The organism is Buchnera aphidicola str. Sg (Schizaphis graminum) (assembly GCF_000007365.1).
Classification (GTDB): domain Bacteria; phylum Pseudomonadota; class Gammaproteobacteria; order Enterobacterales; family Enterobacteriaceae; genus Buchnera; species Buchnera aphidicola.
Genome location: NC_004061.1, coordinates 284,850 through 309,567 on the forward strand (window position 1 = coordinate 284,850; position 24,718 = coordinate 309,567).

At 24.5% G+C, this 24,718-nt stretch carries 23 protein-coding genes; 13 read left to right on the top strand and 10 right to left on the bottom strand.

From position 1 onward, the window contains the following. Nucleotides 1-59 precede the first annotated feature (59 nt). Both lepB and lepA read right to left on the bottom strand, forming a co-directional pair. Nucleotides 60-998 carry a signal peptidase I gene (gene lepB / locus BUSG_RS01325; RefSeq protein WP_011053776.1) on the bottom strand — a complete coding sequence of 313 codons (939 nt, stop codon included), beginning with the start codon at nt 996-998 and terminating at the stop codon, nt 60-62. A 16-nt stretch (nt 999-1,014) separates the two neighbouring features. Beyond that, nucleotides 1,015-2,808: a translation elongation factor 4 gene (gene lepA, locus BUSG_RS01330; protein ID WP_044006049.1), complete on the bottom strand. Its 1,794-nt coding sequence runs from the start codon at nt 2,806-2,808 to the stop codon at nt 1,015-1,017. A gap of 262 nt (nt 2,809-3,070) precedes the next feature. Here lepA and mnmA point away from each other — a divergent pair, with 262 nt between their 5' ends. The 10 genes from mnmA to ribA all read left to right on the top strand — a co-directional run bounded on the left by mnmA (nt 3,071) and on the right by ribA (nt 13,396). After that, complete coding sequence (gene mnmA, locus BUSG_RS01335) at nt 3,071-4,174, top strand: tRNA 2-thiouridine(34) synthase MnmA (RefSeq protein ID WP_011053778.1); 1,104 nt, start codon at nt 3,071-3,073, stop codon at nt 4,172-4,174. A 149-nt stretch (nt 4,175-4,323) separates the two neighbouring features. Further along, nucleotides 4,324-5,694 (top strand): adenylosuccinate lyase, encoded by a 1,371-nt coding sequence (gene purB / locus BUSG_RS01340; protein WP_011053779.1) that lies wholly within the window; start codon nt 4,324-4,326, stop codon nt 5,692-5,694. Nucleotides 5,695-5,941: 247 nt separating this feature from the next. Beyond that, entirely contained in the window at nt 5,942-6,370 is a 429-nt protein-coding gene (locus tag BUSG_RS01345; protein ID WP_234414137.1) for a transglycosylase SLT domain-containing protein, read from the top strand. Nucleotides 6,371-6,443: 73 nt separating this feature from the next. Then, on the top strand, nt 6,444-7,226 hold the full coding sequence (locus BUSG_RS01350) for an enoyl-ACP reductase (RefSeq protein ID WP_011053780.1): 783 nt from the start codon (nt 6,444-6,446) through the stop codon (nt 7,224-7,226). Between the two features lie 193 nt (nt 7,227-7,419). Next, entirely contained in the window at nt 7,420-9,360 is a 1,941-nt protein-coding gene (gene rnb / locus BUSG_RS01355) for an exoribonuclease II (protein WP_011053781.1), read from the top strand. Between the two features lie 63 nt (nt 9,361-9,423). Continuing rightward, nucleotides 9,424-10,059 (top strand): YchE family NAAT transporter, encoded by a 636-nt coding sequence (locus BUSG_RS01360; protein WP_011053782.1) that lies wholly within the window; start codon nt 9,424-9,426, stop codon nt 10,057-10,059. Nucleotides 10,060-10,137: 78 nt separating this feature from the next. After that, nucleotides 10,138-10,794, top strand: a complete 657-nt coding sequence (lipB, locus tag BUSG_RS01365) for a lipoyl(octanoyl) transferase LipB (protein ID WP_011053783.1) — start codon at nt 10,138-10,140, stop codon at nt 10,792-10,794. 170 nt (nt 10,795-10,964) lie between these two features. Next, on the top strand, nt 10,965-11,876 hold the full coding sequence (gene lipA / locus BUSG_RS01370) for a lipoyl synthase (protein ID WP_315968474.1): 912 nt from the start codon (nt 10,965-10,967) through the stop codon (nt 11,874-11,876). 94 nt (nt 11,877-11,970) lie between these two features. Continuing rightward, complete coding sequence (pyrF, locus tag BUSG_RS01375; protein ID WP_011053785.1) at nt 11,971-12,681, top strand: orotidine-5'-phosphate decarboxylase; 711 nt, start codon at nt 11,971-11,973, stop codon at nt 12,679-12,681. Between the two features lie 124 nt (nt 12,682-12,805). Then, entirely contained in the window at nt 12,806-13,396 is a 591-nt protein-coding gene (ribA, locus tag BUSG_RS01380) for a GTP cyclohydrolase II (RefSeq protein WP_011053786.1), read from the top strand. 186 nt (nt 13,397-13,582) lie between these two features. Here ribA and cls read toward each other — a convergent pair whose 3' ends face one another. The 8 genes from cls to trpD form a co-directional block, all read right to left on the bottom strand. Then, the gene (gene cls / locus BUSG_RS01385) at nt 13,583-15,043 is read right to left on the bottom strand and encodes a cardiolipin synthase (protein ID WP_011053787.1); all 1,461 of its coding nucleotides are present in this window, start codon (nt 15,041-15,043) and stop codon (nt 13,583-13,585) included. A gap of 359 nt (nt 15,044-15,402) precedes the next feature. Next, the gene (gene yciA, locus BUSG_RS01390; protein WP_011053788.1) at nt 15,403-15,810 is read right to left on the bottom strand and encodes an acyl-CoA thioester hydrolase YciA; all 408 of its coding nucleotides are present in this window, start codon (nt 15,808-15,810) and stop codon (nt 15,403-15,405) included. A gap of 41 nt (nt 15,811-15,851) precedes the next feature. Next, nucleotides 15,852-16,385 carry a septation protein A gene (locus BUSG_RS01395; protein ID WP_011053789.1) on the bottom strand — a complete coding sequence of 178 codons (534 nt, stop codon included), beginning with the start codon at nt 16,383-16,385 and terminating at the stop codon, nt 15,852-15,854. Between the two features lie 28 nt (nt 16,386-16,413). Beyond that, nucleotides 16,414-17,157: a YciC family protein gene (locus BUSG_RS01400; protein WP_011053790.1), complete on the bottom strand. Its 744-nt coding sequence runs from the start codon at nt 17,155-17,157 to the stop codon at nt 16,414-16,416. Between the two features lie 111 nt (nt 17,158-17,268). After that, complete coding sequence (gene trpA, locus BUSG_RS01405; protein ID WP_011053791.1) at nt 17,269-18,084, bottom strand: tryptophan synthase subunit alpha; 816 nt, start codon at nt 18,082-18,084, stop codon at nt 17,269-17,271. After that, on the bottom strand, nt 18,071-19,270 hold the full coding sequence (gene trpB, locus BUSG_RS01410) for a tryptophan synthase subunit beta (protein ID WP_011053792.1): 1,200 nt from the start codon (nt 19,268-19,270) through the stop codon (nt 18,071-18,073). The genes trpA and trpB overlap by 14 nt, the downstream gene beginning before the upstream one ends. A gap of 37 nt (nt 19,271-19,307) precedes the next feature. Next, complete coding sequence (gene trpCF / locus BUSG_RS01415; RefSeq protein ID WP_011053793.1) at nt 19,308-20,663, bottom strand: bifunctional indole-3-glycerol-phosphate synthase TrpC/phosphoribosylanthranilate isomerase TrpF; 1,356 nt, start codon at nt 20,661-20,663, stop codon at nt 19,308-19,310. A 1-nt stretch (nt 20,664) separates the two neighbouring features. After that, complete coding sequence (trpD, locus tag BUSG_RS01420; protein ID WP_011053794.1) at nt 20,665-21,672, bottom strand: anthranilate phosphoribosyltransferase; 1,008 nt, start codon at nt 21,670-21,672, stop codon at nt 20,665-20,667. Nucleotides 21,673-21,883: 211 nt separating this feature from the next. Between trpD and BUSG_RS01425 the strand changes: the two genes are divergently transcribed. The 3 genes from BUSG_RS01425 to sohB are packed head-to-tail and all read left to right on the top strand — an operon-like array spanning nt 21,884 to nt 24,631. Beyond that, nucleotides 21,884-22,786, top strand: a complete 903-nt coding sequence (locus BUSG_RS01425) for a DMT family transporter (protein ID WP_011053795.1) — start codon at nt 21,884-21,886, stop codon at nt 22,784-22,786. After that, on the top strand, nt 22,783-23,556 hold the full coding sequence (locus BUSG_RS01430) for a pseudouridine synthase (RefSeq protein ID WP_011053796.1): 774 nt from the start codon (nt 22,783-22,785) through the stop codon (nt 23,554-23,556). The genes BUSG_RS01425 and BUSG_RS01430 overlap by 4 nt, the downstream gene beginning before the upstream one ends. A gap of 46 nt (nt 23,557-23,602) precedes the next feature. Beyond that, nucleotides 23,603-24,631, top strand: a complete 1,029-nt coding sequence (gene sohB, locus BUSG_RS01435) for a protease SohB (RefSeq protein WP_011053797.1) — start codon at nt 23,603-23,605, stop codon at nt 24,629-24,631. The last annotated feature ends 87 nt before the right edge of the window (nt 24,632-24,718 follow it).

Consider the following 24,718-nt stretch of genomic DNA (forward strand, 5'->3'; position numbering starts at 1 on the left):
ATATATTTCAAATATTAATATATAATACTGATTATATTCTGCTATATTAATTATTATTTTTAATATATGTTTCCAATTCTTTTAATACGTATACCTGTAGGCCATTCATTTTCTTTTTTTTCAAAACTCATCCATATTTTTGTAGCTTTTCCTAATAAATTCTCTTCAGGTACAAAACCCCAATAACGACTATCTAAACTATTATCACGATTATCCCCCATCATAAAATATTTATTCTTAGGTACTATCCATATTAATTTAGGCATACCCTTTTGCTGATAATAATCGTTTATTTTACTGTTAATTCCGTCTAATATCAGTATATTATGTTTTAAATTATTAATTTTTTCTTCAACTTTCTTAAAATAAATAGAATTGTATACTTTCTCTTCTTCATTTGTTCTTGATTTCAAAAGATATATTTTCTGAAAAAAGTTGCTTAATTTAGGTTTAGAATATGTAATAAACAACTTGTTTTCACAGTTTTTTTGATTAGTATAATTAATACAAATTTTTATTTTTTTTCTATTTATATCATATTGAATTTTATCTCCAGGTAATCCTACTACACGTTTTATATAATCAATATTATTTTTAGGATGTTTAAAAACTACAATATCACCACGTTGAGGAAGATTCATTTTAATTATAGTTTTATTAGTAATAGGTTCCTTAATACCGTATGAAAATTTTTTTACTAAAATAAAATCTCCTATCAAAAGAGTCGGCATCATTGAACCTGAAGGAATTTGAAAAGGTTCATAAATAAAGGAACGTATTATGAAAACAATAAAAAAAGTTGGAAATAGAGATGATAAAGATCGAAAAAAACATTTTTTATTTTCTAAAATCACTTTATTTATTAAAATTGTATTATTATTTTTTGTTTTTTTTTTATTATAAAAGTAATTTTTAATTAATAGAATATGATCAATGATCCATAATATACCTGTAAAAAAAGTGCTTGTTAATAAAAAAATAGTCAATATATTACGCATTATTTCTCCTTATGTTTTAATCCTTATGGATATTTAAAATGTCAAGAAAAGCTGTTTTTGGCATATTGACGTTTCCTATTTTTTTCATTCTTTTCTTACCATCTTTTTGTTTTTTCAATAGTTTCTTTTTTCTACTAATATCACCTCCATAACACTTTGCTAACACATTTTTTCTTAATTGCTTAATCGTTGATCTAGCAACAATAGAATTGTTAATTGTTGCTTGAATATTAATATCAAATTGATGACGGGGTATTAATTCTTTCATTTTATTAACTATTTCACGAGCACGATTTTGAGCATTCTTATAATAAGAAATTACTGTCAGTGCATCTACTCTTTCTGAATTGATTAGAATGTCTATTCTAACCATTTTAACAGTTTTAAAATATTTAAAATCATATTCTAATGAAGCATATCCACTTGAAACTGACTTTAATTCATCAAAAAAATTCAAAACAACTTCATTCATTGGAATATGATATTTCAAAGATACTTGCTGTTCATGATAAATCATATTAATTTCTGTTCCTCTTTTTTTTATACATAATTTCATGACTGGACCGAGAAATTTAGGTGGTAATAGAATATTACATTCAACAATGGGTTCTTTAATTTTTCTTATTTTATTGTCAACAGGAAAATTTGAAGGAGTATCTAAATAAATTTTTTCACCATTATTGAATTCTATTTGATAAATTACATTCGGAGCTGTTGAAATTAGATTAAGAGAATATTCTCGTTCTAAACGTGCTTGGACAATTTCCATATGTAGTAAACCTAAAAAACCACATCGAAATCCAAAACCAAGAGCAGTTGAATTTATTGGTTCATAAAATAATGAAGAGTCATTTAAACTTAGTTTTCCTAAAGCATCTCTGAAAATTTCATATTGATCTGATGTAACAGGAAATAAACCAGCATAAATCTGAGGTTTAATTTTTTTAAAACCTGTTAGCATATTCATTGCTGGATTTTTGGCATTAGTTAATGTATCTCCAACTGGAGCGGCAGAAATGTTTTTAATGCCACAAACAATCCAACCTACTTCGCCGCATTTTAAATAGTTTTTATTTATTTTTTTAGGCGTGAATATACCTAAATGATCAACAAAATATGTTTTTCCTGTACTCATCACTTTAATCTTATCTTTTTTTGAAATTATTCCATTTTTAATTCTTATTAAAGATACTACACCTAGATAATTATCAAACCAAGAATCGATAATAAGTGCTTGTAATGGTTTTTTTTCATCACCATCAGGCGCTGGAATTTTTTTAATGATTTGTTCTATTAATTCTTCTATTCCTTGACCAGTTTTAGCTGAACATCTAATTGCATCTAATGCAGAAATACCAATAATTTCTTTAATTTCTCTCGCTACCTTTTCAGGATTTGAATTAGGTAAATCTATTTTATTTAATACTGGAACTATTGATAGTTTCATTTCTAAAGCGGTTGCACAATTGGCTAATGTTTGTGCTTCTACCCCTTGACTTGAATCAACAACTAATAACGCCCCCTCACACGCTGCTAATGATCTAGAAACTTCGTATGAAAAATTTACATGACCAGGTGTATCAATAAAATTTAAATGAAAAACATTGCCATTTTTATCTTTATAATCAATCATTACACTTTGTGCTTTAATTGTTATACCTCTTTCTTTTTCTAAATCCATAGAATCTAAAACTTGATCAGACATTTCTCTTTCAGAAAGTCCACCGCATTTTTGAATCAAACGATCTGATAAAGTTGATTTTCCATGATCAATATGAGCGATAATAGAAAAGTTTCTTATATTTTTCATTTTTTTGACCATTTTAAAATTAATTTATTTAAATTGTGTAGTTAAAAGGTATATTCAAAATTTATTTTATATTAATATTTTTTAAAAGTATAAATATTTAATATATTTCTTATATTCATTTGAATATAATATAAATTTGACTACTTAAGATATTTTAGATATAAAAAATTTAAAAAATTTTGCAATATTAAAAAATAATTTTTTATTTCAAAAAAAATATTAAATTTAATATCTTTTAAAACAATGTAAGATCTAATTATTTATGATAAAAAAAAATAAAAAAGTAATTATTGCTATGTCTGGAGGTGTAGATTCATCAGTTTCTGCTTGGTTTTTAAAAAATGAAAACTATCAAGTAGAAGGTTTATTTATGAAAAATTGGGAAGAAGATGATGAAAAAGAATACTGTAATGCCGCTAAGGATTTATCTGATGCAGAAGAAGTATGTAAAAAATTAAATATTCATTTACATAAAGTCAACTTTTCTAAAGAATACTGGGAAAAAGTATTTGAAAATTTTTTGAATGAACATAAAAAGGGAAAAACTCCAAATCCTGATATATTATGTAATAAAGAAATCAAGTTTAAAATATTTTTTAATTATGCGATTCAAGAGCTTCAATCAGATTACATTGCTACCGGTCATTATGCTCAGATTAAAAAAAAAAATGGAAAATATTTTCTTTTAAAGGCAGTAGATCTTAATAAAGATCAAAGTTATTTTTTATATACCTTAAAAGGTATACAGCTAAAAAATATTTTATTTCCTATTGGAGGATTAAAAAAAAGTCAAGTTAGAATCATTGCCAAAAAAATTGGTTTAAAAGTTGCTGAAAAAAAAGATTCTACTGGAATTTGTTTTATTGGCCCTAAAAAAATAAATAATTTTTTAAATCGTTATATTAAAGCAGAAAAGGGAGATATTATTACAACTGAAGGTACAATTGTTGGCAAACATAATGGTTTATTTTGTTACACATTGGGTCAACGTAAAGGTTTAGGAATTGGTGGAATTAAAGGAAATTATAATATACCATGGTATGTAATTGAAAAAAACATTATAAATAATACATTAATTATTGCTCAAGGTTCTTGTAATAAAAGATTAATGTCTATAGGTTTAATAGCTGAAAAAATTAATTGGATTAATGATGATAAAATAATTTTCCCTTTTTCATGTCAAGCTAAAATAAGATATCGTCAAATTGATATTTTTTGTAATATAAAATATATAAATGATTTTCTTATTAAGGTATTATTTGATTCTCCTGTTTCTTCTGTCACACCTGGACAATCAATAGTTTTTTATTCATCAAAAATATGTTTAGGTGGAGGAGTTATACAATCAAGATTACCATTGTTATGATTTATAATTTCTTTTAAAAAATAAAAATAATTATTTTAATCTTGTATTTAGATAATTACTTTTAATAAAATTTAAAGAAAAATATTGTATAATAGAAAATTCGAAAATATTTTTAATATTTTTATCTTTACAGCGTGAGAATATAAAATATGGAATTAAATTCATTAACAGCTATTTCTCCAATTGATGGTCGATATTCTAATTCTACTAAGTTATTACGAAATATTTTTAGTGAGTTTGGTTTTTTGAAATACCGTCTTTACGTAGAAATTCAATGGTTAAAAAAATTAATTAATATGCATCAAATATTAGAGATCAAAAAAGTAGAAAAAACAGATATATTATTTCTTGATAACATTTTTGAGACATTTAATGAAGAAGATGCAATATCTGTTAAAAATATAGAAAAAGAAACTAATCATGATGTAAAAGCGTTAGAATATTTTTTAAGAAAAAAACTTTCTCAATCAAAAAAATTATCTCCATTTTTAGAATTTGTACATTTTTTATGCACTTCAGAAGATATAAATAACATAGCATACGCTTTAATGATCAAGAATGCTCGTGATGAAATTATTTTACCATTATGGAAAAAAATAATTAATTTTTTAAAAAACGCTTCTTTCCAATATAGAAACAATTCATTACTATCTTTAACTCATGGTCAACCGGCTACGCCATCTACTATGGGAAAGGAAATGGTTAATTTTTACTATCGTATGCAACGTCAATATCACAAATTAAAAAAAATAGAAATATTAGGAAAAATAAATGGTACTACTGGAAACTATAACGCACATTTAGTAGCGTATCCGAAAGTTAATTGGCATGCAGTCAGCAAAGAATTTATAACATCACTTGGAATTTTTTGGAATCCATATACTACACAAATAGAACCACATGATTATATTGCAGAATTGTTTGGATGTGTATCTCTTTTTAATAATATTTTAATTGATTCTAATCGCGATATTTGGGGATATATTTCTCTTAATTATTTCAAACAAAAGTTAATAGATCAAGAAATAGGTTCTTCCATAATGCCTCATAAAATTAATCCTATCGATTTTGAAAATTCTGAAGGTAATTTAGGATTATCTAATGCTTTAATGAATCATATGATAAATAAATTACCGATTTCTAGATGGCAGCGTGATTTAAGTGATTCTACTGTTTTAAGAAATATAGGAGTAGTATTTGCCTATTCTATAATTGCATATAATTCAGTTTTGTTGGGGACAAATAAATTAACAATTAATACATCACAGTTGTTGAAAAATTTAGATAATAATTGGTCTGTTTTATCGGAAGCAATTCAAACTGTTATGCGTCGCTATACAATCGAAAATGCATATGAAAAATTAAAAAAATTAACTAGAGGGAAAAAAATAGAAAAAGTTGATATACATAAATTTATTGACAAATTAAATATTCCAAAAATAGAAAAAGAACGTTTAAAAAAGATATCTCCATCTAATTATATTGGTGCAGCTAGCCAAATTATTGATGAAATAAAATAAAAGTATACTAGTATGCATATTTATCTTTCAATTTTAAGGAATTTTTTCCAGCGATGTTAGAAATACTAATTCTTTCTATTATACTGCTAATGGGATGTAATAATTATTCAGATATAAAAAAAAAACAATAAATAATTATTCTTCTTTAAATAAAAAAAACATAGAACATACTATTCATAACTGGAATTTTCTTATTAAAAAAGCATCATATAAATATAATGTTGAAGAAAAACTAATTAAATCTATCATTTATGTTGAATCTTCTGGTAACCCTTATGCGAAAAGTAGATCAAATGCAATTGGTTTGATGCAAATAAAACCTTCTGCAGCAGGTTTAGAAATATATCGATTAAATGGAAAAAAAGGTCAACCTTCTGTCAGAGAGTTATACAATCCTAAAGTAAATATTAACATTGGTACTTCTTATCTAAATTTATTGCAAAAAAAAAATTTATTAGGTATAAAAAATAAAGAAATAATGAGATGTGCAACCATCGTTTCATATGTTAATGGAGCACATGCATTATTAAAAATATTTTCTAAAAATAGAGATGAAGCAATAAAAAAAATTAATTCTATGACAGTAAAAACATTTTTTAAGTATGTAAAAAAACACCCTTCAATACAGGCTTCACAATATTTAGAAAAAGTCATAAAAATTTATAATGTAATTTAAATATTTTTTGTCATTTTTGAGTGTAAAATATAAAATATTTTTTATATATCAAGTATATATTTGGAATTTTAAAATGGGAATTTTAAAAGGTAAAAAAATTTTAATTACTGGTATCTTAAATGAAAAATCAATTGCATTTGGTATTGCAAAATCAATGTATAAACAAGAAGCAGAATTAATTTTTGTGTGTCAAAACAAAAAAATAATTAATAAAATAAAATATTTAATTAAATCAATTAATTACAATACTATTTTCTTTTGTGATGTATCTCACGATGAAAATATTAAAGAACTATTTTTTAATATAAAAAAAGTTTGGAATAATTTTGATGGATTAGTTCATTCTATTGCTTATTGTCCTAAAAAGCAAATGCATGAAGATTTCGTTGAAAGCAGCAGTAGAAAATCATTCAATATATGTCATGAAATTAGTTCATATAGTTTTTTAAGTATGGCGAGAGAATGTAAAAATATGCTGAATAAATTTTCCTCTCTAGTAACATTATCTTATCTAGGTTCACAAAAAATAGTATCTAATTATAATATGATGGGTTTAGCAAAATCTTCTTTAGAAGCTAATGTTCGTTACATGGCTAATTCACTTGGTAAAAATAATATTAGAGTGAATGCTATTTCTTCTGGACCTATTAAAACTACATCTTCTTATCAAATTAAAAACTTTAACAAAATACAAAAAATACATAAGTTATTTTCATTAACAAAAAATCATGTATCCAGTGAAGAAATAGGAAATGTTGCAGCCTTTTTATGTTCGGATTTATCTATTGGAATTACTGGTTCAATTATTAATGTTGATCACGGTTTTAATTTAAATGGAATAAATTCTATAATTTAAATTCATGTAAATAAAATTTTTTAAATATGTTTTTTTCAGTTACTAATCTGAAATTTAACTTTAAAGTAATTTGATAAATATAATATTAATTTTCATTAAAAATTTTAGTAAAATTTATCTATGATATTTTGAAAATAAGTTATATATTAAAATTATTAATTATTTTCTACTATAATAATTAGGTAGTATCATTATGTTCCAAAACAATCCATTACTTGCACAATTAAAAAAAAATCTACATGCTAAAACACCACGGGTTGAGGGAATAGTAAAAAGCACTGAAAGAGGATTTGGATTTTTAGAAGTTGATGCTCAAAAAAGTTATTTTATACCTCCTAAAAATATGAAAAATGTTATGCATGGAGATAAAATATCAGCTGTATTAAAAATAGAAAAAGATCGTGAAATAGCTGAACCTGAAAAATTGATTGAACCTTTTTTAAATCGATTTGTAGGAAAAATCGAAAAGAAAGATAACAAACTATTTATTTTTCCTGATTATCCATTTTTAAAAGATTTTATAGCATGTCGACCTAAAAAAAGTTGTGTCCATGTTTTTCAGACAGGAGACTGGGCTGTAGCAAAATTAATTCAACACAAACTTAATGGAAACCATATATTTTATGCTGAATTAATTGAAGAAATAGTTAAAGCAAATAATCCATTAATACCATGGTGGGTAACTTTATCACGTCATAATCTTGAAAGAAAAGAACCTAAAATAGAAAAAGATGATCTTATTTTAAAAAATAATTCTCATAGAGAAGATTTAACACATCTTAATTTTATTACAATAGATAATTTTAATACAAAAGATATTGACGACGCTCTTTTTATTGAAGAAATTCATAATGGTAATCTTCGTTTAATCGTAGCTATTGCAGATCCTACGTCTTATATAAAGAGTGGTAGTAAATTAGATATAACTGCTGCGAAAAGAGGATTTACAAATTATTTACCAGGTTTTAATGTTCCTATGTTACCTCGAAGTTTATCAGAAGATATATGTTCTTTAAATCCTCATGAACGTCGTCCGGTATTAGCATGTTGTATCACAATTTTAAAAGATGGAAACATTTGTAGTAAAATTAATTTTTTTTTAGCATGGATTAAATCAAAATCAAAATTATCTTATGATAATGTATCAGATTGGATTGAAAAAAAAAGTTCATGGAAACCAGAAACAAAATCAATTGAAAATCAAATATTACTTTTACATCGTTTGTGCTTATTACGTATAAAATGGAGAACGTCAAACGCTGTACTATTTCAAGATAGTTTAGAATATAGATTTCAATTTTCTGAAACTGGAATTGTAGAAGATGTTGTTATAGAAAAAAGACGCATTGCACATAAAATTATTGAAGAATCAATGATAATAGCAAACATATCTGCTGCCAACTTTCTATCAAAAAATCTTGGATTTGGAATATATAATACACATGCTGGTTTTGATCCTATTAATGCTGAAAATGTTGTTTCCTTTTTAAACAATTATAATTTAAAATTCACTGTAAAAGAAATTACTACTTTGAAGGGATTTTGCAATCTTAGGCGTGTCTTAAATATATTATCTGATAATTATATTAATAGTCGTATTCGTCGTTATCAGTCTTTCGGAGATTTTAGCATTACTCCGAGTCCTCATTTCGCTTTAGGTCTTGTAGAATATGCTACTTGGACCTCTCCTATTCGAAAATACAGTGATATGATCAATCACCGTTTGTTAAAATCTATTATCAATCAAGATACAAATATTACTAAACCTAGTGAAGATATAAAACTAAAAATTAGTGAACAGAAACGTCGCAATAGAATTGCAGAACGAGATATTTCAGATTGGCTTTATACCTTACTTTTACAAAAAAAAGAATTTAAGAATAAAAAATTTAATGCTGAAATTATAGATGTTTCAAGAAGTGGAATAAGAGCTAAATTATTAGAAAATGGTGCAAATGTATTCATTCCTGCTTTATTTTTACATCCTATTCGAGAAGAACTAGTTTTTAATCAAGAAACAGGAAAAGTCTTTATTAAAGGTGTTTTATATTACAAGATATCTGATTTAATAACAGTTGTTTTGTCAGAAATTCGATTGCAAACACGTAGTATTATTGCTCGAATTGATCATTAAATATTATCATTTTTAATGATTTCAATATAATTGTAAAAATTCAATATAAATTAAGAGTATAATATGCATATTTCAATGTTTGATTTTTCTATATATATAAAATTTTTTGTAAGTTTATGTGCTTTAGTGAATCCAATTGGAATGATTCCTATATTTACAACTATGACTAATCATCAATCTCATTTAGAACGAAAAAAAACTAATTTAGTTGCTAATTTTTCTGCTTTTATAATTTTATTAATATCTCTTTTTGCAGGTAATAGTATTTTAAACGCTTTTGGCATATCTATTAATTCATTTCGTATTGCAGGAGGAATACTAATTATTAGTATTGCTTTTTCTATGATTAGTGGAAAATTTACAAAAAATAATAAAACAAGTAAAGAAAAAAATCAAGAAAATATAAGTGTTGTACCGTTAGCTATGCCATTAATTGCAGGACCGGGAGCAATCAGTTCAACTATTGTTTGGAGTACGTATTATTCTACTTGGTCTGATTTTTTAGGTTGTAGTATAGCTATTTTTTTATTTGCTTTTGTTTGTTGGTTATGTTTTCGAGCCGCTCCATGTGTAGTTGAAATATTAGGAAAAACAGGTATTAATATTATTACACGTATTATGGGTTTGTTACTGATGTCTTTAGGAATCGAATTCCTTAGTATTGGAATAAAATCTATTTTTTCTGCATTACTACATTAATAATTTATCAAAATTAGTATTTTCGTTAAGTGTAGATTAAATATAGTATCGATCAAATATAAAATTGGATTTTTCTCATTGAATAATAGAATTATTTTGTTTCAAAATTTCGGTTTAAAACATTGGATTGATATGTTTAATAAAATGCATGCTTTTACAGAAGTACGCAATATTAATACATATGACGAAATTTGGTTTTTAGAACATTATCCAATTTTTACTCAAGGTCTATTACAAAAAATAAATACAATTACATATAATAATGATATTCTTCATGATATTCCAATAGTCTCTACAGATAGAGGTGGTCAAATTACATATCATGGCCCTGGACAACAAATATTGTATTTTTTAATTGATTTAAAACGTCGAAAAATTACTATTCGTGATCTTATAAATATAATGCAAAATTTAATAATAGAAACTTTAAATTATTTTTCTATTAAATCACATATTAAAAAAAATTCTCCTGGAGTTTATGTAAATAATAAAAAAATATCTTCTTTAGGATTAAGAGTAAAAAAAGGATTTACATTACATGGTTTGTCATTAAATGTTGATATGGATTTAACGCCATTTAATTATATTTATCCTTGTGGTGATATTAACATCAAAATGACACAGGTTAAAGAATTTAACTCTTTTTTAACACTAAACGATATTCGTGTGATTTTAATTAAAAAGCTATCTCAGTTACTAAATGTTTCAATCATTGAAAAATTTTCTATTAAATGAAAAATACAATTTTTAGAAAAAAATTTTATTCTTATTAAGAATATAACATTGTATCAAATAATTACCTGTTAAGTTAATAATTACTATGTAAATTAAAATTTCTGATCGAGACAATTTATTTTATGAATAAAAAAAAAGATTCTTTGTTCAAAACAATAAAAAAAAATAACATAATAAATGTTATTACTACTGAAAGTTTTTCTAAAAAAATAATAAAACTTAATAAACCTGATTGGATAAAAATTAAAATACCTGTCGATACGTTTCGTATTCGTGAAATAAAAAGTGCTTTACGTAAAAACAATTTACATTCTGTTTGTGAAGAAGCTAATTGTCCAAATCTACCAGAATGTTTTAATCGCGGAACTGCAACGTTTATGATTCTTGGATCAAGATGTACTCGTAATTGTCCATTTTGTGCTGTATCTCATGGCAAACCTAATTCTCTAAATGTCGAAGAACCAAATAATTTAGCAAAAACTATATTTGATATGGGTATTGATTATGTAGTAATCACTTCAGTTGTAAGAGATGATTTGTATGACGGAGGAGCGCAACATTTTGTTAATTGTATTAAATCAATTAGAAAAAAAAATAAAGTTAAAATTGAAATATTAGTTCCTGACTTTAGGGGAAGAGTAGAATTAATTTTAAAAATTTTTAATTCAGGATTGCCTGATGTGTTTAATCATAATGTAGAAAATGTTCCTCGTCTTTATAAAAAAGTACGTCCTGGAGCTGATTATAAAAAATCGTTGTTTCTATTAGAATCCTTTAAAAAAAAATATTCTAATATTCCTACAAAATCAGGTTTAATGTTAGGTTTAGGAGAAAAAGATACAGAAATAATTCAAGTAATGAAAGATCTGTATTCAAATGGTGTTACATTGTTAACAGTAGGACAGTATCTGCAACCTAGTATTAATCACATTCCAGTACAACGTTATATACCACTTTCAGAATTCAAAAATATAAAAAAAGAAGCATTATCTATCGGTTTTACTAATGCATTCTGCGGACCTTTTGTACGTTCATCGTATCATGCTAGTTTTCAAGCAAATAAATTGATTAAAAAAATTTAATTTTTTTTATTTTAAATAAATGTTTTAAATATTATTTAATTAGCATCTTTATATATTGAAAATATATAAAACTATTTCTAATAGAGGTTAAATAGTGTTATACACTAACAATTACAATATTCCAAAAATTATTATTGCTTTAGATTTTTACAATAAGAAAGAAGCTATGACATTAGTAGATCTTCTTGATCCTTCTGTTTTTTATTTAAAAATTGGTAAGGAAATGTTTACAATTTTGGGTTTTAAATTTGTAAAAGAACTGCATAAGTTAGGCTTTAATGTATTTCTTGATTTAAAATTTCATGATATTCCAAATACTGTATTTAATGCTACAAAAGCAGCTGCAGATTTAGGAATATGGATGTTAAGTGTTCATGCATCTGGTGGTAAAAATATGCTTCTTTCAGCAAAGAAAGCGTTAAAATCTTTTAAAAAACCTCCTTTATTAATTGCTGTCACTATGTTGACTAGTTTAAAAGAAAAAGATTTAAAAGAAATTGGAATTAAAATATCATTAAAGGACTATATTTTAATATTGTCAAAGTTATCTAATGATTGTGGTTTAGATGGAATTGTCTGTCCAGGAAACCAAGCGAAAAAAATAAAATCATTATATGGAGATAAATATAAAATTATCACTCCAGGTATTAGATTGTCCAGTGATTCTTCATTTGATCAAAAGCATATTATTACTCCAAAAGAAGCAAAAGAATTTCAAATAGATTACATAGTTATAGGACGTTCTATTACCACTTCAAAAAACCCAATTAAAAAATTAAATCTTATAATAGAATCTATGCGATAATATTTTTAGATAAATAAATATTTACATAAAATAATTTTGTAATAATATTTTAAGATATATCTTTCTAAGATAAATTGTTAATTATTTTTTTAAATAATTAAATTTAGTAAAAATAGGAGAATTTATGCAATTAATTCAAATAGAAAAAGCTATTTTACCAACGCCTTGGGGGGATTTTTTGATCTTTGGTTTTGAAGAGAAAAAGAATGGAAAAAATCATATTGCTCTTGTATATGGAAAGATAAAAAAAAATATTCCTATTCTTGCAAGAATACATTCTGAATGTTTAACAGGAGATGCTTTCTTTAGTTTAAGATGTGACTGCGGTATTCAATTAGAAATGGCAATGAGTAGAATTGCATCGGAAGGAAATGGTATATTAATATATCATCGTCAAGAAGGAAGAAATATTGGTCTTTTAAATAAAATTAAAGCATATTCTTTACAAGACAAGGGTTTAGATACTGTTGAAGCTAATCAAAAACTTGGTTTTTCTGCAGATGAGAGAGATTTTTCATTGTGTGCTGATATTTTTAATATTTTAAATATAAAAAAAATTCGTTTATTAACAAATAATCCATTTAAAGTTGATATGCTTATAGCATCTGGAATAGAAATTGTAGAAAGAATTCCTATTATTGTAGAGAAAAATGATAAAAATGCTCATTATTTAAAAACTAAAGCTGAAAAAATGGGTCATTTACTATTTAAATAAAATTTTTTAAAAATATATATGTAATTTATTTTTTTAATTCATGAAATATTTTTATATAGTATGTCATTATTACGTATATGTTTTTTAAAAATTTTCATTTATGCAGTATGAAGAGTTTTAAATATTTTTTATTTTTTTTTAAATATCAGGGGTTTTTTAATGAACCCCCTAAAAGTTTTTTTTAAATTATAATAACGGACTTAAAAAATAAAAAATTTTTTCTAAAATTCTAGTCCAATATGCGCGCATAGACCAAGTATTTTTATCTAATAATCGAGAATTATCAATATATTCTTTTTGTATAGCAGATAAATGATGGCTAAATTTCCTATCGTCAATTACTAAGGTAATTTCGAAATTTAACCATAAGCTTCTCATGTCTAAATTTACAGTACCAATCAAACTAAGTTGTTGATCAATTAGTATACTCTTACTATGTAATAATCCTTTTTTAAATTGATATATTTTTACTCCTGCTTCTAATAATTCACTAAAAAATACTCTACTTGCCCATTTAACTAAAATAGAATCATGGTACAAAGGTATGATAATGCTAACTTTTACACCTCTTTGAGCAGCAGTACAAATAGCATGTAGTAAATCATCACTAGGTACAAGATATGGAGTTGTCATAATTAATTCATTTCGTGCTGAATAAATAGCAGTTAATAACGCTTGATGAATTACATTTTTAGGAAATCCTGGACCTGATGCAATTACTTGAATACTAGAGTTTTGGTTGCATTTTTTTTTTAGCATTTCTTTATTTGGTAATTTAGGTAAAATTTTAAAACCTGTTTCAATTTCCCAATCACATGAATAAATTATACCTATAGCTGTAGCTACAGGACCTTCTATTCTTGTCATTAAATCAATCCATTGACCTACACCTGAGGATTGTTTAAATAAGTATGGATCTACAAGATTCATACTTCCAGAATAAGAAATATAATTATCAATTAGTATAATTTTTCTGTGTTGTCTTACATCTAAACGCCTCAAAAAAATTCTTATTAAACTAACTTTTAATGCTTCTACAATTTCGATTCCAGATTTTTTCATAATGTCAAACCAAGGACTTCTAAAAAATTCTACACTTCCTGCTGAATCTAACATAAGCCTACAGTGTACTCCACGTTTAGCGGAATCTATTAAAGCCATGGCTACATCATCAGCAATACCTCCTGGTTTCCAAATATAAAATACCATTTCAATATTGTTACGAGCTGAATAAATGTCGCGTATTAAAACTTCAATAGTATTTTGAGTGTTAGTTAAAAGAGTTATTTTATTATTTTTAATACCATAAATTCCTTGCCGATGCTTGCACAATTGAAATAAAGAAGTAGCTACTTCACTATTTTTTATTTGAAATATATATTTATAAGATTTAAGTTTATTAAGATATGTATTAGATATAGACCAAATTTTTTTTGCTATTTTCTTTTGTCTTTTTCCTAAATACAATTCGCCAAAGAAAAACCAAATAGCTATTCCTATAAATGGAATTATATAAATAGTCAAAAGCCAAGACATGGAGGAGGGTATACTACGACGTTTAATTAAAATACGATAGGTAATATTAGCAATTAATAACCAGTATATTAAGACAACTAGCCATTTTATTAAATCATAGAAAATATCCATTCATTTGAAGGTCCTATTCATACCTTTTTATAAAATTATTTTATATTAAATTAAATATTTTTTAACTATTTAAATATGAAAAATTAACTAATAGTCTGTTTAATAAATATTAATGTTCTATAAAATTTTTCAAAATAAAAAAGTAATAATTTAGTATTTAAAATAAAAATGTGCATATTAAAATTAATGAATTCAACACTTTAAACACAAGGTAAATAACTTGTTGCATTTATAATGCATGTTATTGAATTTTAAAGTGTTGAGTCTTATTTTTTAAAATTTTTTATTAAATTATGCTGAAAATTTGTTTCTAGTAGTAGAAAATATAAAAATGTTTTTAATTTTTTAAAATTTTTATTTTAAATAATACTCATAGGTAATAATTCTCGAGGTTTTCCTGTTTCATCAATTGCTACATATATAAATATAGCCTCTGCAGCACAATAAAATTGACCTAGAGGTTTAGAATAAATTTTTTTAATCCATACCTCTAGATTGATAGTAATAGAACTGTTTCCAGTTTTAATACAATGTGCGTAACAACTTACAATATCGCCAACAGATACAGGCTTAAAAAAAGTTATACCATTTACTTGTACTGTTACTACTCTTCCACCAGCTATTTCCTTCGCTAATATTGCGCCACCCATATCCATTTGTGACATAATCCACCCTCCAAAGATATCACCATTAGCGTTTGTATCTGAACGCATTGTAAGTGTTTTTAAAACTATTGTTCCTTGTGGTAATTTGTTTTTTTTTGGCATTATTAAAATTTTCACTCTATTATATTGAAATAACATGCAATTTATTTTTCTTTTAACATTTTGAAATTTATATAAATACTTGTAATTAAAATTGAAAGAAACATTAAAAATGAAAGTCCAAAGACTTTAAAATTTACCCAAATTTTTTCTGGTAAACAAAGTGCTACATAAATATTTAAGATACTGCAAAATAAAAAAAACAATGCCCAAAAAAAATTAATTTTTTTCCAATACAAATCAGAAATTTTTATATCTTTTTCTAAAAATCTTTGTATTATAGGTTTTTTCATGAAAAATTGACTAATAAATAATATTACAGAAAATATCATATAAATTATTGTTATTTTCCATTTAATAAATTGACTGTTATGAAAGATTATTGTTAAAGAACCAAAAATAGCAATTGTAATAAAACTAAATAAATTAATTTTATCTATTTCTTTATAAATAATCCAATAAAGTAAACAAGTTAAACCTGATATAAAAATTAAAGATTTCGATGCTATAAAAATATCATAAAATCTATAAAATATGAAGAAAGTAAATATCGGTAATAAATTTAGTATTTTTTTCATATTAAAAACCTAAAAAATATTTAATTATTTAAGAACGCAAAAAAAGCATATAAAAACGAAATAAATATACAATTAAGATTGAAAAAAATATATTCATATTAATATTCAAGATTAAAAAAATAAAATTCTTACTTATTATATAAGTATTAGAAAATACTGTTGTTAAAATAAATTTAACACACATCCAAAATAAAACACTGGTTCCAACAATATTTAAATGTTTACAGGAAATAGAAATACTAAGACGTATACAATCTATTAAATTGTTTTTTTTAAACGATAAAATAATAGGTGATAACGCAAGTAGAACTGATAAAAATATACCTGGAAAAATAAAAAACATAAAACCTATTTGAATAAAAAAAGTTGTGATAAAATTTAATATAAATAAACTCGGTAAAAATTTACATAAGGAGTTCAGTGAAAACTGAATTGATTCCTTTTTATGATTAGATAAATGTGTAATTAAAGTAATTATACTACCTAACAAAAAAGTTTTACTTATCAAAAATTCAAATATTTTGAATATTGAATATTTAAGTAATTCTTTTTTTTCATATATACTCATACTATTAATTAAATCAAAGATCGAATGAGAACTTAGAAATTTTTTGTTTTCTATTATAGAAATAATATGTATATTAGGTTTGATAAGAACGTTTATTAAAATACTTATAAAAGCAGCTAATACAGATATAAAAATAATAATTTTTATTTCTTTAGATACGAAATGATACGTATCATTACACAATTCACGTATTGTTATAGACATGTATATTCCTTAATAAAAATTGTATAAAATTTAAAGATTATACACATTTTTTTAGATAAAATTTTTTTCAATAAATTTATTAAAGATAGATAAAATTTAAGTTTTTATAAACTAAGATTGTACGAATTTAGTAGCTTTTTTTAATTTACTAGTAAAATTTTTTATCTCATTTATCATTTTTTTTTCTTTGTTTAAATTTTTTTCGATTATATCGATAATTGCTGAACCACATATTACACCATTAGTACCAGATAAAATCGATTTTTGAATTTGTGTAGGGTTTTCAATTCCAAATCCTTGTAGTAGTGGAAGAGAATTATATTTTTTTATTTTTTCTATAAATATATTTGACAATGATATTGTTTTTTTTTCTATCCCAGTTACTCCTGGACGAGATAATAAATAAATATATCCCTTTGCATATAAAGAAATTTTAGATAAAAGTGAATCGTCTGCATCAGGAGGACATATAAAAATAGAATTAATATTATATTGATTTGCTATCTTGTAAAAAGGTTCATATTCTTCTATAGGTATATCTGCTATTAATACAGAATCCAAACCAGATCGAAAACATTGATAATAGAAGTTTTTAATACCGTAATTGTATACTAAATTGGCATATAATAAGATACCAATAGGTAAATGCAAATACTTATTACGTATATTCTCAATGAGTTCAAAACATTGTAAAAAAGTGTTTTTTTTATATAATGCACGCAGACTTGCTTTTTGAATAATAGGACCATCTGCTAATGGATCTGAAAATGGAATTCCTAATTCTAAAGCATCTGCTCCATTTTCAATCAGTGTTTCAATAATTTTTAATGACATTTCTAAAGAAGGATCTCCTATCACTACGAAAGGTACAAAACATCCTTCTTTAAGAAAAGATAATTTTTGAAACATTTTTTTATAACGACTCATGTTTTTTTTCCGTTTTTTTTAAAATCTCACGAACTGTAAATATATCTTTGTCTCCACGTCCAGAAAGATTCACAATAAATACTTGTTCTTTTTTAGGATCTAGATACATTAATTTTAATGCATAAGCTAATGCATGAGAAGACTCTAGTGCAGGAATAATACCTTCTTTTTTAGATAAAATTTGGAAAGCTTCTAAAGCTTCTATATCAGTAATGGATACATATTTAGCACGATGAATACTATTTAACCAAGAATGTTCAGGACCAACAGAAGGAAAATCTAAACCAGCAGAAATAGACCAAGATTTTTCTATTTGACCTTCTTGACTTTGCATTAAATGTGATTTCATTCCAAAATAAATACCTGTTCTACCATGATTTAATGGTGCTCCATGTTTTCCTGTTTCTATACCCTGACCAGCTGGTTCCACACCAATTAAATTCACGTCTTCATCTATAAAGTCAGAAAAAATACCAATTGCATTAGACCCACCACCTACACAAGCAATTATTGCATCTGGTAATCTATTTTCTTGTTCTAGAATTTGTTTTTTTGCCTCTTCTCCAATCATTTTTTGAAATTCTTTTACAATTGTGGGATAGGGATGTGGACCTGCAGCAGTACCAATCATATAATGTGATTTTTGATAATTTCTAGACCAATCACGTAAAGCTTCATTGCATGCATCTTTTAATGTTCCTGATCCACTTTCTACTGATACGACTTCTGCTCCCATTAATTTCATACGAAAAACATTCGGACTTTGTCTTTTTATATCTTTGTAACCCATATAAATTTTACATTTTAAATTAAATAATGCAGAAGCAATAGCAGCAGCAACACCATGTTGACCAGCACCAGTTTCAGCAATTATTTCTTTTTTTTTCATTTTTACTGCTAACATTGCTTGTCCTAATACCTGATTAGTTTTATGAGCTCCTCCATGTAATAGGTCTTCTCTTTTAAGATAAATACGTGTTTTTGTACCATTAGTTAAATTATTACATAAAGTGAGCGGAGTTGGTCTTCCAGCATAATTCTTTAAATAGTTAAAAAAACTTTTTTGAAAATTTGAATCTTTTTTTGCGTCAACAAAATTTTTTTCTAATTGATATAAAGCTGGCATTAATATTTGAGGAACATACATACCTCCAAATTTGCCAAAATAAGGATTAAGTAAAGTCATTTTTCGTTGATTTCCAATATGTTTTTAATATAATTGATTAAAAAGTTAGTTTTTTAAAAATTAAACTAATTTTTTTGTGATCTTTGATGCCAGGAGATTTTTCTACTCCTGAATTAAAATCTAATCCTGAACAGTTTAATTGCGATGCAATAAGAACATTGTCTGTATTAATACCCCCTGCTAGGATGACATTTTCTAGAATAGATCCTTTTAAAATCGACCAATTAAAAGTTTTGTTAGTCCCTCCTGAACCAGAATCAAAAATATATTTATCGATATGATCCCAATTTAATAATGGCAGTGTAGATTGAATAGAAAAAGCTTTCCAAATCTTTATTTTTTTACATAATTTTTTTCTTAATATATTAATATATTTTTGATTTTCAGAACCATGTAATTGAACAGCATATAAAGAAAGTCGTTGAGCTATATTAACAATTTTTTCTATATCTTGATTTTGAAAAACACCTATGAATCTTAAATTATTTTCAAAAATCATTTTTTCTGCTATTTTTTCGTTAGTTTTACGTAAAGAATTGTCTGCAAAAATTAATCCTCCATAGACTGCACCACAACTTTCTACAATTTTTGCGTCAATAATACGAGTCAGTCCACATACCTTATTATCTCCTATGATTAAAGATTTGATATTTGTTTCTAAATTTGTCCTGTACATTAAACTTGAACCTATTAAAAAACCATGAACAATGTTACTTAATTCTTTTATCTGATGGTTTTTTTTTATTCCTGATTCACTAACAATGATTTTATTTTTAATTAAAGGTGATAAAGTTCGTGTTCTATTCAAATCTATTGATAAATCGTGTAAATTACGGTTATTTATTCCAATAACAGAAGCATTCAATTTGATAGCTCGCTTTAATTCTTTAATATTATTAATTTCTGTCAGTACTCCCATATTTAATTCTTTTGCAATTCTAGATAGTTCGAGATATTGACTATCGTTTAATACAGATAACATCAATAAAATAGCATCAGCACTATAATATCTTGCTAAATAAACTTGATATGAATCAATAAAAAAATCTTTGCATAAAATCGGTTGAGATACACATCTTCTTACAACATTGATATATTCTATATTTCCATGAAAATATTTTTCATCTGTAAGAACTGAAATAGCTGAAGCATAATTTTTATAAATATTTGCAATTTCAATCAAATTAAATTTTTTTCTAATTATTCCTAAAGAAGGAGAACTTTTTTTGCATTCTAATATAAAAAAGGGACGTTTTTCTTTTAAAGAATTATAAAAGTTACGTGTTTCTTTATTAATTTTGTTTTTAAATTTAATTAATGGTTGTATTTTTTTTCTATATTTAATCCAATCTATTTTATCTTTTATAATTTTATTTAGTATTGTTTCTTGCATATTAATCTTCTTTCAACATATTAGAAACTTGCATTATATGTTTATAAACGTCTCCACTGCGAATTTTTTTCAGTGCTATTTTTGTATTTTCTTTTAAATTTTCGTGTCCAAAAATTTTTAGTAATAATGCCACATTAACTGCAATTAATTCTTCATGTAATTTTTCACCTTTACCCTGCATTGTTTTTTTAATGATATGGTAGTTTTCTTCTGGTGAATATTCTACAAATATTGATTTAGAATGTCTTTTTATACCAAAATCCTCTGGTTCTAATTCATACGAATAAATTTTATTATTTAATAATTCAGAAATATATGTCGTACCGTGCAATGTAACTTCATCTGTATCATCACCATGTAAAATTATACCCCGTTGATATTTTAGTTTTTTTAAAATTCTAGACATAGGATTTACTAAATCTTTTTTATAAACACCAATTAAAGTCAAAGGAGGACGAGAAGGATTAAGAAATGGTCCTAGTAAATTAAAAATAGTTTTAATTTTTAGGATACTACGAGTTTTAGATGCATATTTAAAAACACTGTGATATTTAGGAGCAAACAGAAAACAAATATTTAATTTATCTAAAATTTTTTTAGAATTTTCTAGAGATGTATTTAAGTTGATTTTAAATTTATTTAAAAGATCGGAAGAACCAGATTTACTTGAAACTCCTTTGTTACAATGTTTAATAATTTTAAATCCACAGGATGCAGCAACAAAAGCACTCGAAGTGGAGACATTAATAGTATTTTTACTATCGCCACCTGTTCCAACTATATCAGAAAAAATATAATTGGGTCTAGGAAAGAATTTCATTCTTTCTGAAAATGCATATATTGCACCTAATATTTCTTTTTCTGATTCACCATGCATTTGCATTGCTGTTAAAATAGATGATAATTGTATTTCATTGATTTTACCTAATGCAATTGATTTAAAAAGTTGATAGCTTTCCTCTTGATTTAAGGATTTTGATTCATAAATTTTATTAAAAATATTTTGCATGAATGACCTTTTAAAAATTTTTTAAAAAAATTGGGATTTTTTATTATCTTGATAATTTTTCACAATAATCTATTGATTAAAATAATTCAATTTAAATTTTTAAAAAAATTTATCCTTAAATATTTTATTATTTTTTATAAAAAATAAGATGTAACTATTATTAGTTTAATATGTTATATAGTCTATATTTTTATTATCTTGGAATTTTAATATGCACAAAATTATAATCATAATGTTGTTTTTTTTAGTTTCAATTACTTGGGGGACAACTTGGATCGCAATGAAAATCGCAGTAGAAACAATCCCACCTTTTTTTGCGACTGGGATAAGATTTTTAGCAGCCTCTCCATTGTTAATTATACTTTCTTATTTAACAAAAAAACCTCTTTTATTCCCGTATGGTCAAAGACGTTTTCAAATTTTTATTTCTATCTTTTATTTTTCAATACCTTTTACATTAATGTTATATGGTGGTAGTTATGTAAATTCTTCTATTTCTTCTATTATATTTGCTAATATGCCTGTTTTAGTATTAATAATTTCACATTTCTATTTAAAAAAAAAAATAAATTTTATTCAAAAAGTTGGTATGGTAATTGCTTTAATTACATTATTTTTCGTGTTATTAATAGATCTTAAATCGGAATGTTTTTTTCAGTGGAAAGGTATTTTAGCTTTACTTTTAGCATTACTTAGTCATGCTGTAATTTACGTTGAATGTCAAAAAAAATCTTGTAATGTATCTGTTATTACATTTAATGCACTACCGTCTTTAATATCTGGAATATTTTTGTCTATTATATCCTGGTTTATCGAATCTCCTAACATTAATTTTTTTTCTACTAGATCTATTTTAGCTGTTTTTTATCTTGGTAATTTTTGTGGTATTTGCGGTATTTTATCTTATTTTTATTTGCAAAAAAGAGTCAGTTCGTTCTATGCTTCTATAGTTTTTTTAATTTTCCCATTAATTGCAGGTTTTTTAGAAATATATATTTATAAAAAAACAATCTTATTGTATGAGTTATGGTTTATTATTCCGTCAGGATTAGGAATATTATTAACTTTAATTCCAATAAATTTTTTTAAAAATATTATAAGGTTTTCAAAATGACTGCAAAAATACAAAAAATATTATCTGATTTAGGATATGGTTCACGTCGTTTTATTGAATGTATGATTAAATGCGGTAAAATAAGTATTAATGGTGAAAAAGCTATTATTGGTCAGTATTTAAATAAAAAAAACCCTGGTGAAATTTTAATTGATAAAAAAAAAATAATTGTAAAAAGAAACAAAAATCTTCCTAAAGTTTTAATTTATAATAAGCCTATAGGAGAAGTTTGCACTAGAGATGATTTTCAAAAAAGATTAACTGTATTTGATAAACTTCCTAAATTGAATTTAAATCGATGGGTTAGTGTAGGAAGATTAGATATTAATACTAAAGGTTTGTTGTTATTCACTAATGACGGAACATTAGCTAATAAACTAATGCATCCACGTAGTCAAATTGAAAGAGAATATAATATTCGAATTTTTGGAGAAATGAACAAAAATAAAATAAACATTTTAAGAAAAGGAGTTAAAATTATACATGGTTACGTTTCTTTTAAAGAAATAGTACCCTTGTACGATAAAAAAGAAGGCAAAAACAAATGGTTTAAGGGTATTTTGTGCGAAGGTAAAAATCGTGAAATTAGATTAATGTTTAAATCTATTCAATGTCAAGTAAATCAATTAATTAGAGTTCGATACGGTAATATTATCTTACCAAAAAATCTAAAAGAAGGTCAATGGATGATGTTAAATTCAATATTTTTGAAAAAATTATATAATCTAATTAATTTTGATAAAGAAATAATCAACAAGAAAAAAAATTGAAAAAATTTTTATACACTACAAATTTATTTTTAAAAAGGTTAATTTTGTGAATTTACTTTTAAATTACGAGTTGTTTTTAGCAAAAGCAATTACTTTTTTATTTATTATTTTTATAACTCCATTCATTTTTAATATAATAAAAAGAAAAAGAACAGATCAGAAAAAATTTAAAATTATTTTATTAGAAGAAAAATATAAAAATATAAAAAAAGATATTTTATTATCTAAAATGAATAAATTAGAAAAGAAAAAATGGATAAAAGAAGAGAAAAAAAAAGACAAAGAATTTGAAAAAAAAAATAAAAATAATATTGTAACTTTAAAGAAAAAAACTCTTTTTGTATTAGATTTCAAAGGTGGAATTCATGCACATGAAGTTATTGGATTAAGAGAGGAGATATCTGCAATACTTTTAGCTGCAAACAAAGATGATGAGGTTTTATTACGACTAGAAAGCTCAGGTGGTGTAATTCATGGATACGGTTTAGCAGCAGCTCAATTGGAAAGATTGCGTCAAAATAAAATACGTTTGATTATATCTATTGATAAAATTGCTGCTAGCGGAGGTTATATGATGGCTTGTGTTGCAGATTATATTATTTCAGCACCATTTGCTATAATAGGTTCAATTGGTGTAGTAGGTCAGTTACCTAATTTTAACAAATTATTAAAAAAATGTAACATTGATGTTGAGTTACATACTGCTGGAGATTATAAGCGTACATTAACTATGTTTGGTCAAAATACAGAATTAACTCGTAAAAAATTTTGTCAAGAATTGAATTTAACACACGAAATTTTTAAAAAATTTATAAAAAAAATGAGACCATGTTTAGACATTGAAAATATCTCTAACGGAGAACATTGGTTTGGAACAATAGCTTTTAAAAAAAATTTAGTTGATGAGATTAATACAAGTGATAATATTTTAATGTCTAAAATGAAAGAAAAATACACTTTATTAAATATTCAATACATTTATAAAAACAAAAAATTAGAAAATTTTACATCTTTCATTATAGAAAACATTAAAATTATTATAATTAAAATATTTTCTTATAAAAAAATTTTGTGAAACTTAATTAAATAGCTCATTAAAAAATTTTAATTTTAAATTAGAGTATATACTCTAAACATTTAAAATATATATAAATTTTTTAAT

Bases quoted from the DNA above. Each gene is read 5' to 3' on its own strand.
- BUSG_RS01430 (WP_011053796.1), top strand. From the start codon at position 22,783: ATGACTGCAAAAATACAAAAAATATTATCTGATTTAGGATATGGTTCA.
- BUSG_RS01350 (WP_011053780.1), top strand. From the start codon at position 6,444: ATGGGAATTTTAAAAGGTAAAAAAATTTTAATTACTGGTATCTTAAAT.
- BUSG_RS01360 (WP_011053782.1), top strand. From the start codon at position 9,424: ATGCATATTTCAATGTTTGATTTTTCTATATATATAAAATTTTTTGTA.
- BUSG_RS01395 (WP_011053789.1), bottom strand. From the start codon at position 16,385: ATGAAAAAAATACTAAATTTATTACCGATATTTACTTTCTTCATATTT.
- purB (WP_011053779.1), top strand. From the start codon at position 4,324: ATGGAATTAAATTCATTAACAGCTATTTCTCCAATTGATGGTCGATAT.
- BUSG_RS01400 (WP_011053790.1), bottom strand. From the start codon at position 17,157: ATGTCTATAACAATACGTGAATTGTGTAATGATACGTATCATTTCGTA.
- trpCF (WP_011053793.1), bottom strand. From the start codon at position 20,663: ATGCAAGAAACAATACTAAATAAAATTATAAAAGATAAAATAGATTGG.
- trpA (WP_011053791.1), bottom strand. From the start codon at position 18,084: ATGAGTCGTTATAAAAAAATGTTTCAAAAATTATCTTTTCTTAAAGAA.
- mnmA (WP_011053778.1), top strand. From the start codon at position 3,071: ATGATAAAAAAAAATAAAAAAGTAATTATTGCTATGTCTGGAGGTGTA.
- ribA (WP_011053786.1), top strand. From the start codon at position 12,806: ATGCAATTAATTCAAATAGAAAAAGCTATTTTACCAACGCCTTGGGGG.
- cls (WP_011053787.1), bottom strand. From the start codon at position 15,043: ATGGATATTTTCTATGATTTAATAAAATGGCTAGTTGTCTTAATATAC.
- rnb (WP_011053781.1), top strand. From the start codon at position 7,420: ATGTTCCAAAACAATCCATTACTTGCACAATTAAAAAAAAATCTACAT.
- lepB (WP_011053776.1), bottom strand. From the start codon at position 998: ATGCGTAATATATTGACTATTTTTTTATTAACAAGCACTTTTTTTACA.
- yciA (WP_011053788.1), bottom strand. From the start codon at position 15,810: ATGCCAAAAAAAAACAAATTACCACAAGGAACAATAGTTTTAAAAACA.
- BUSG_RS01425 (WP_011053795.1), top strand. From the start codon at position 21,884: ATGCACAAAATTATAATCATAATGTTGTTTTTTTTAGTTTCAATTACT.
- trpD (WP_011053794.1), bottom strand. From the start codon at position 21,672: ATGCAAAATATTTTTAATAAAATTTATGAATCAAAATCCTTAAATCAA.
- trpB (WP_011053792.1), bottom strand. From the start codon at position 19,270: ATGACTTTACTTAATCCTTATTTTGGCAAATTTGGAGGTATGTATGTT.
- lepA (WP_044006049.1), bottom strand. From the start codon at position 2,808: ATGAAAAATATAAGAAACTTTTCTATTATCGCTCATATTGATCATGGA.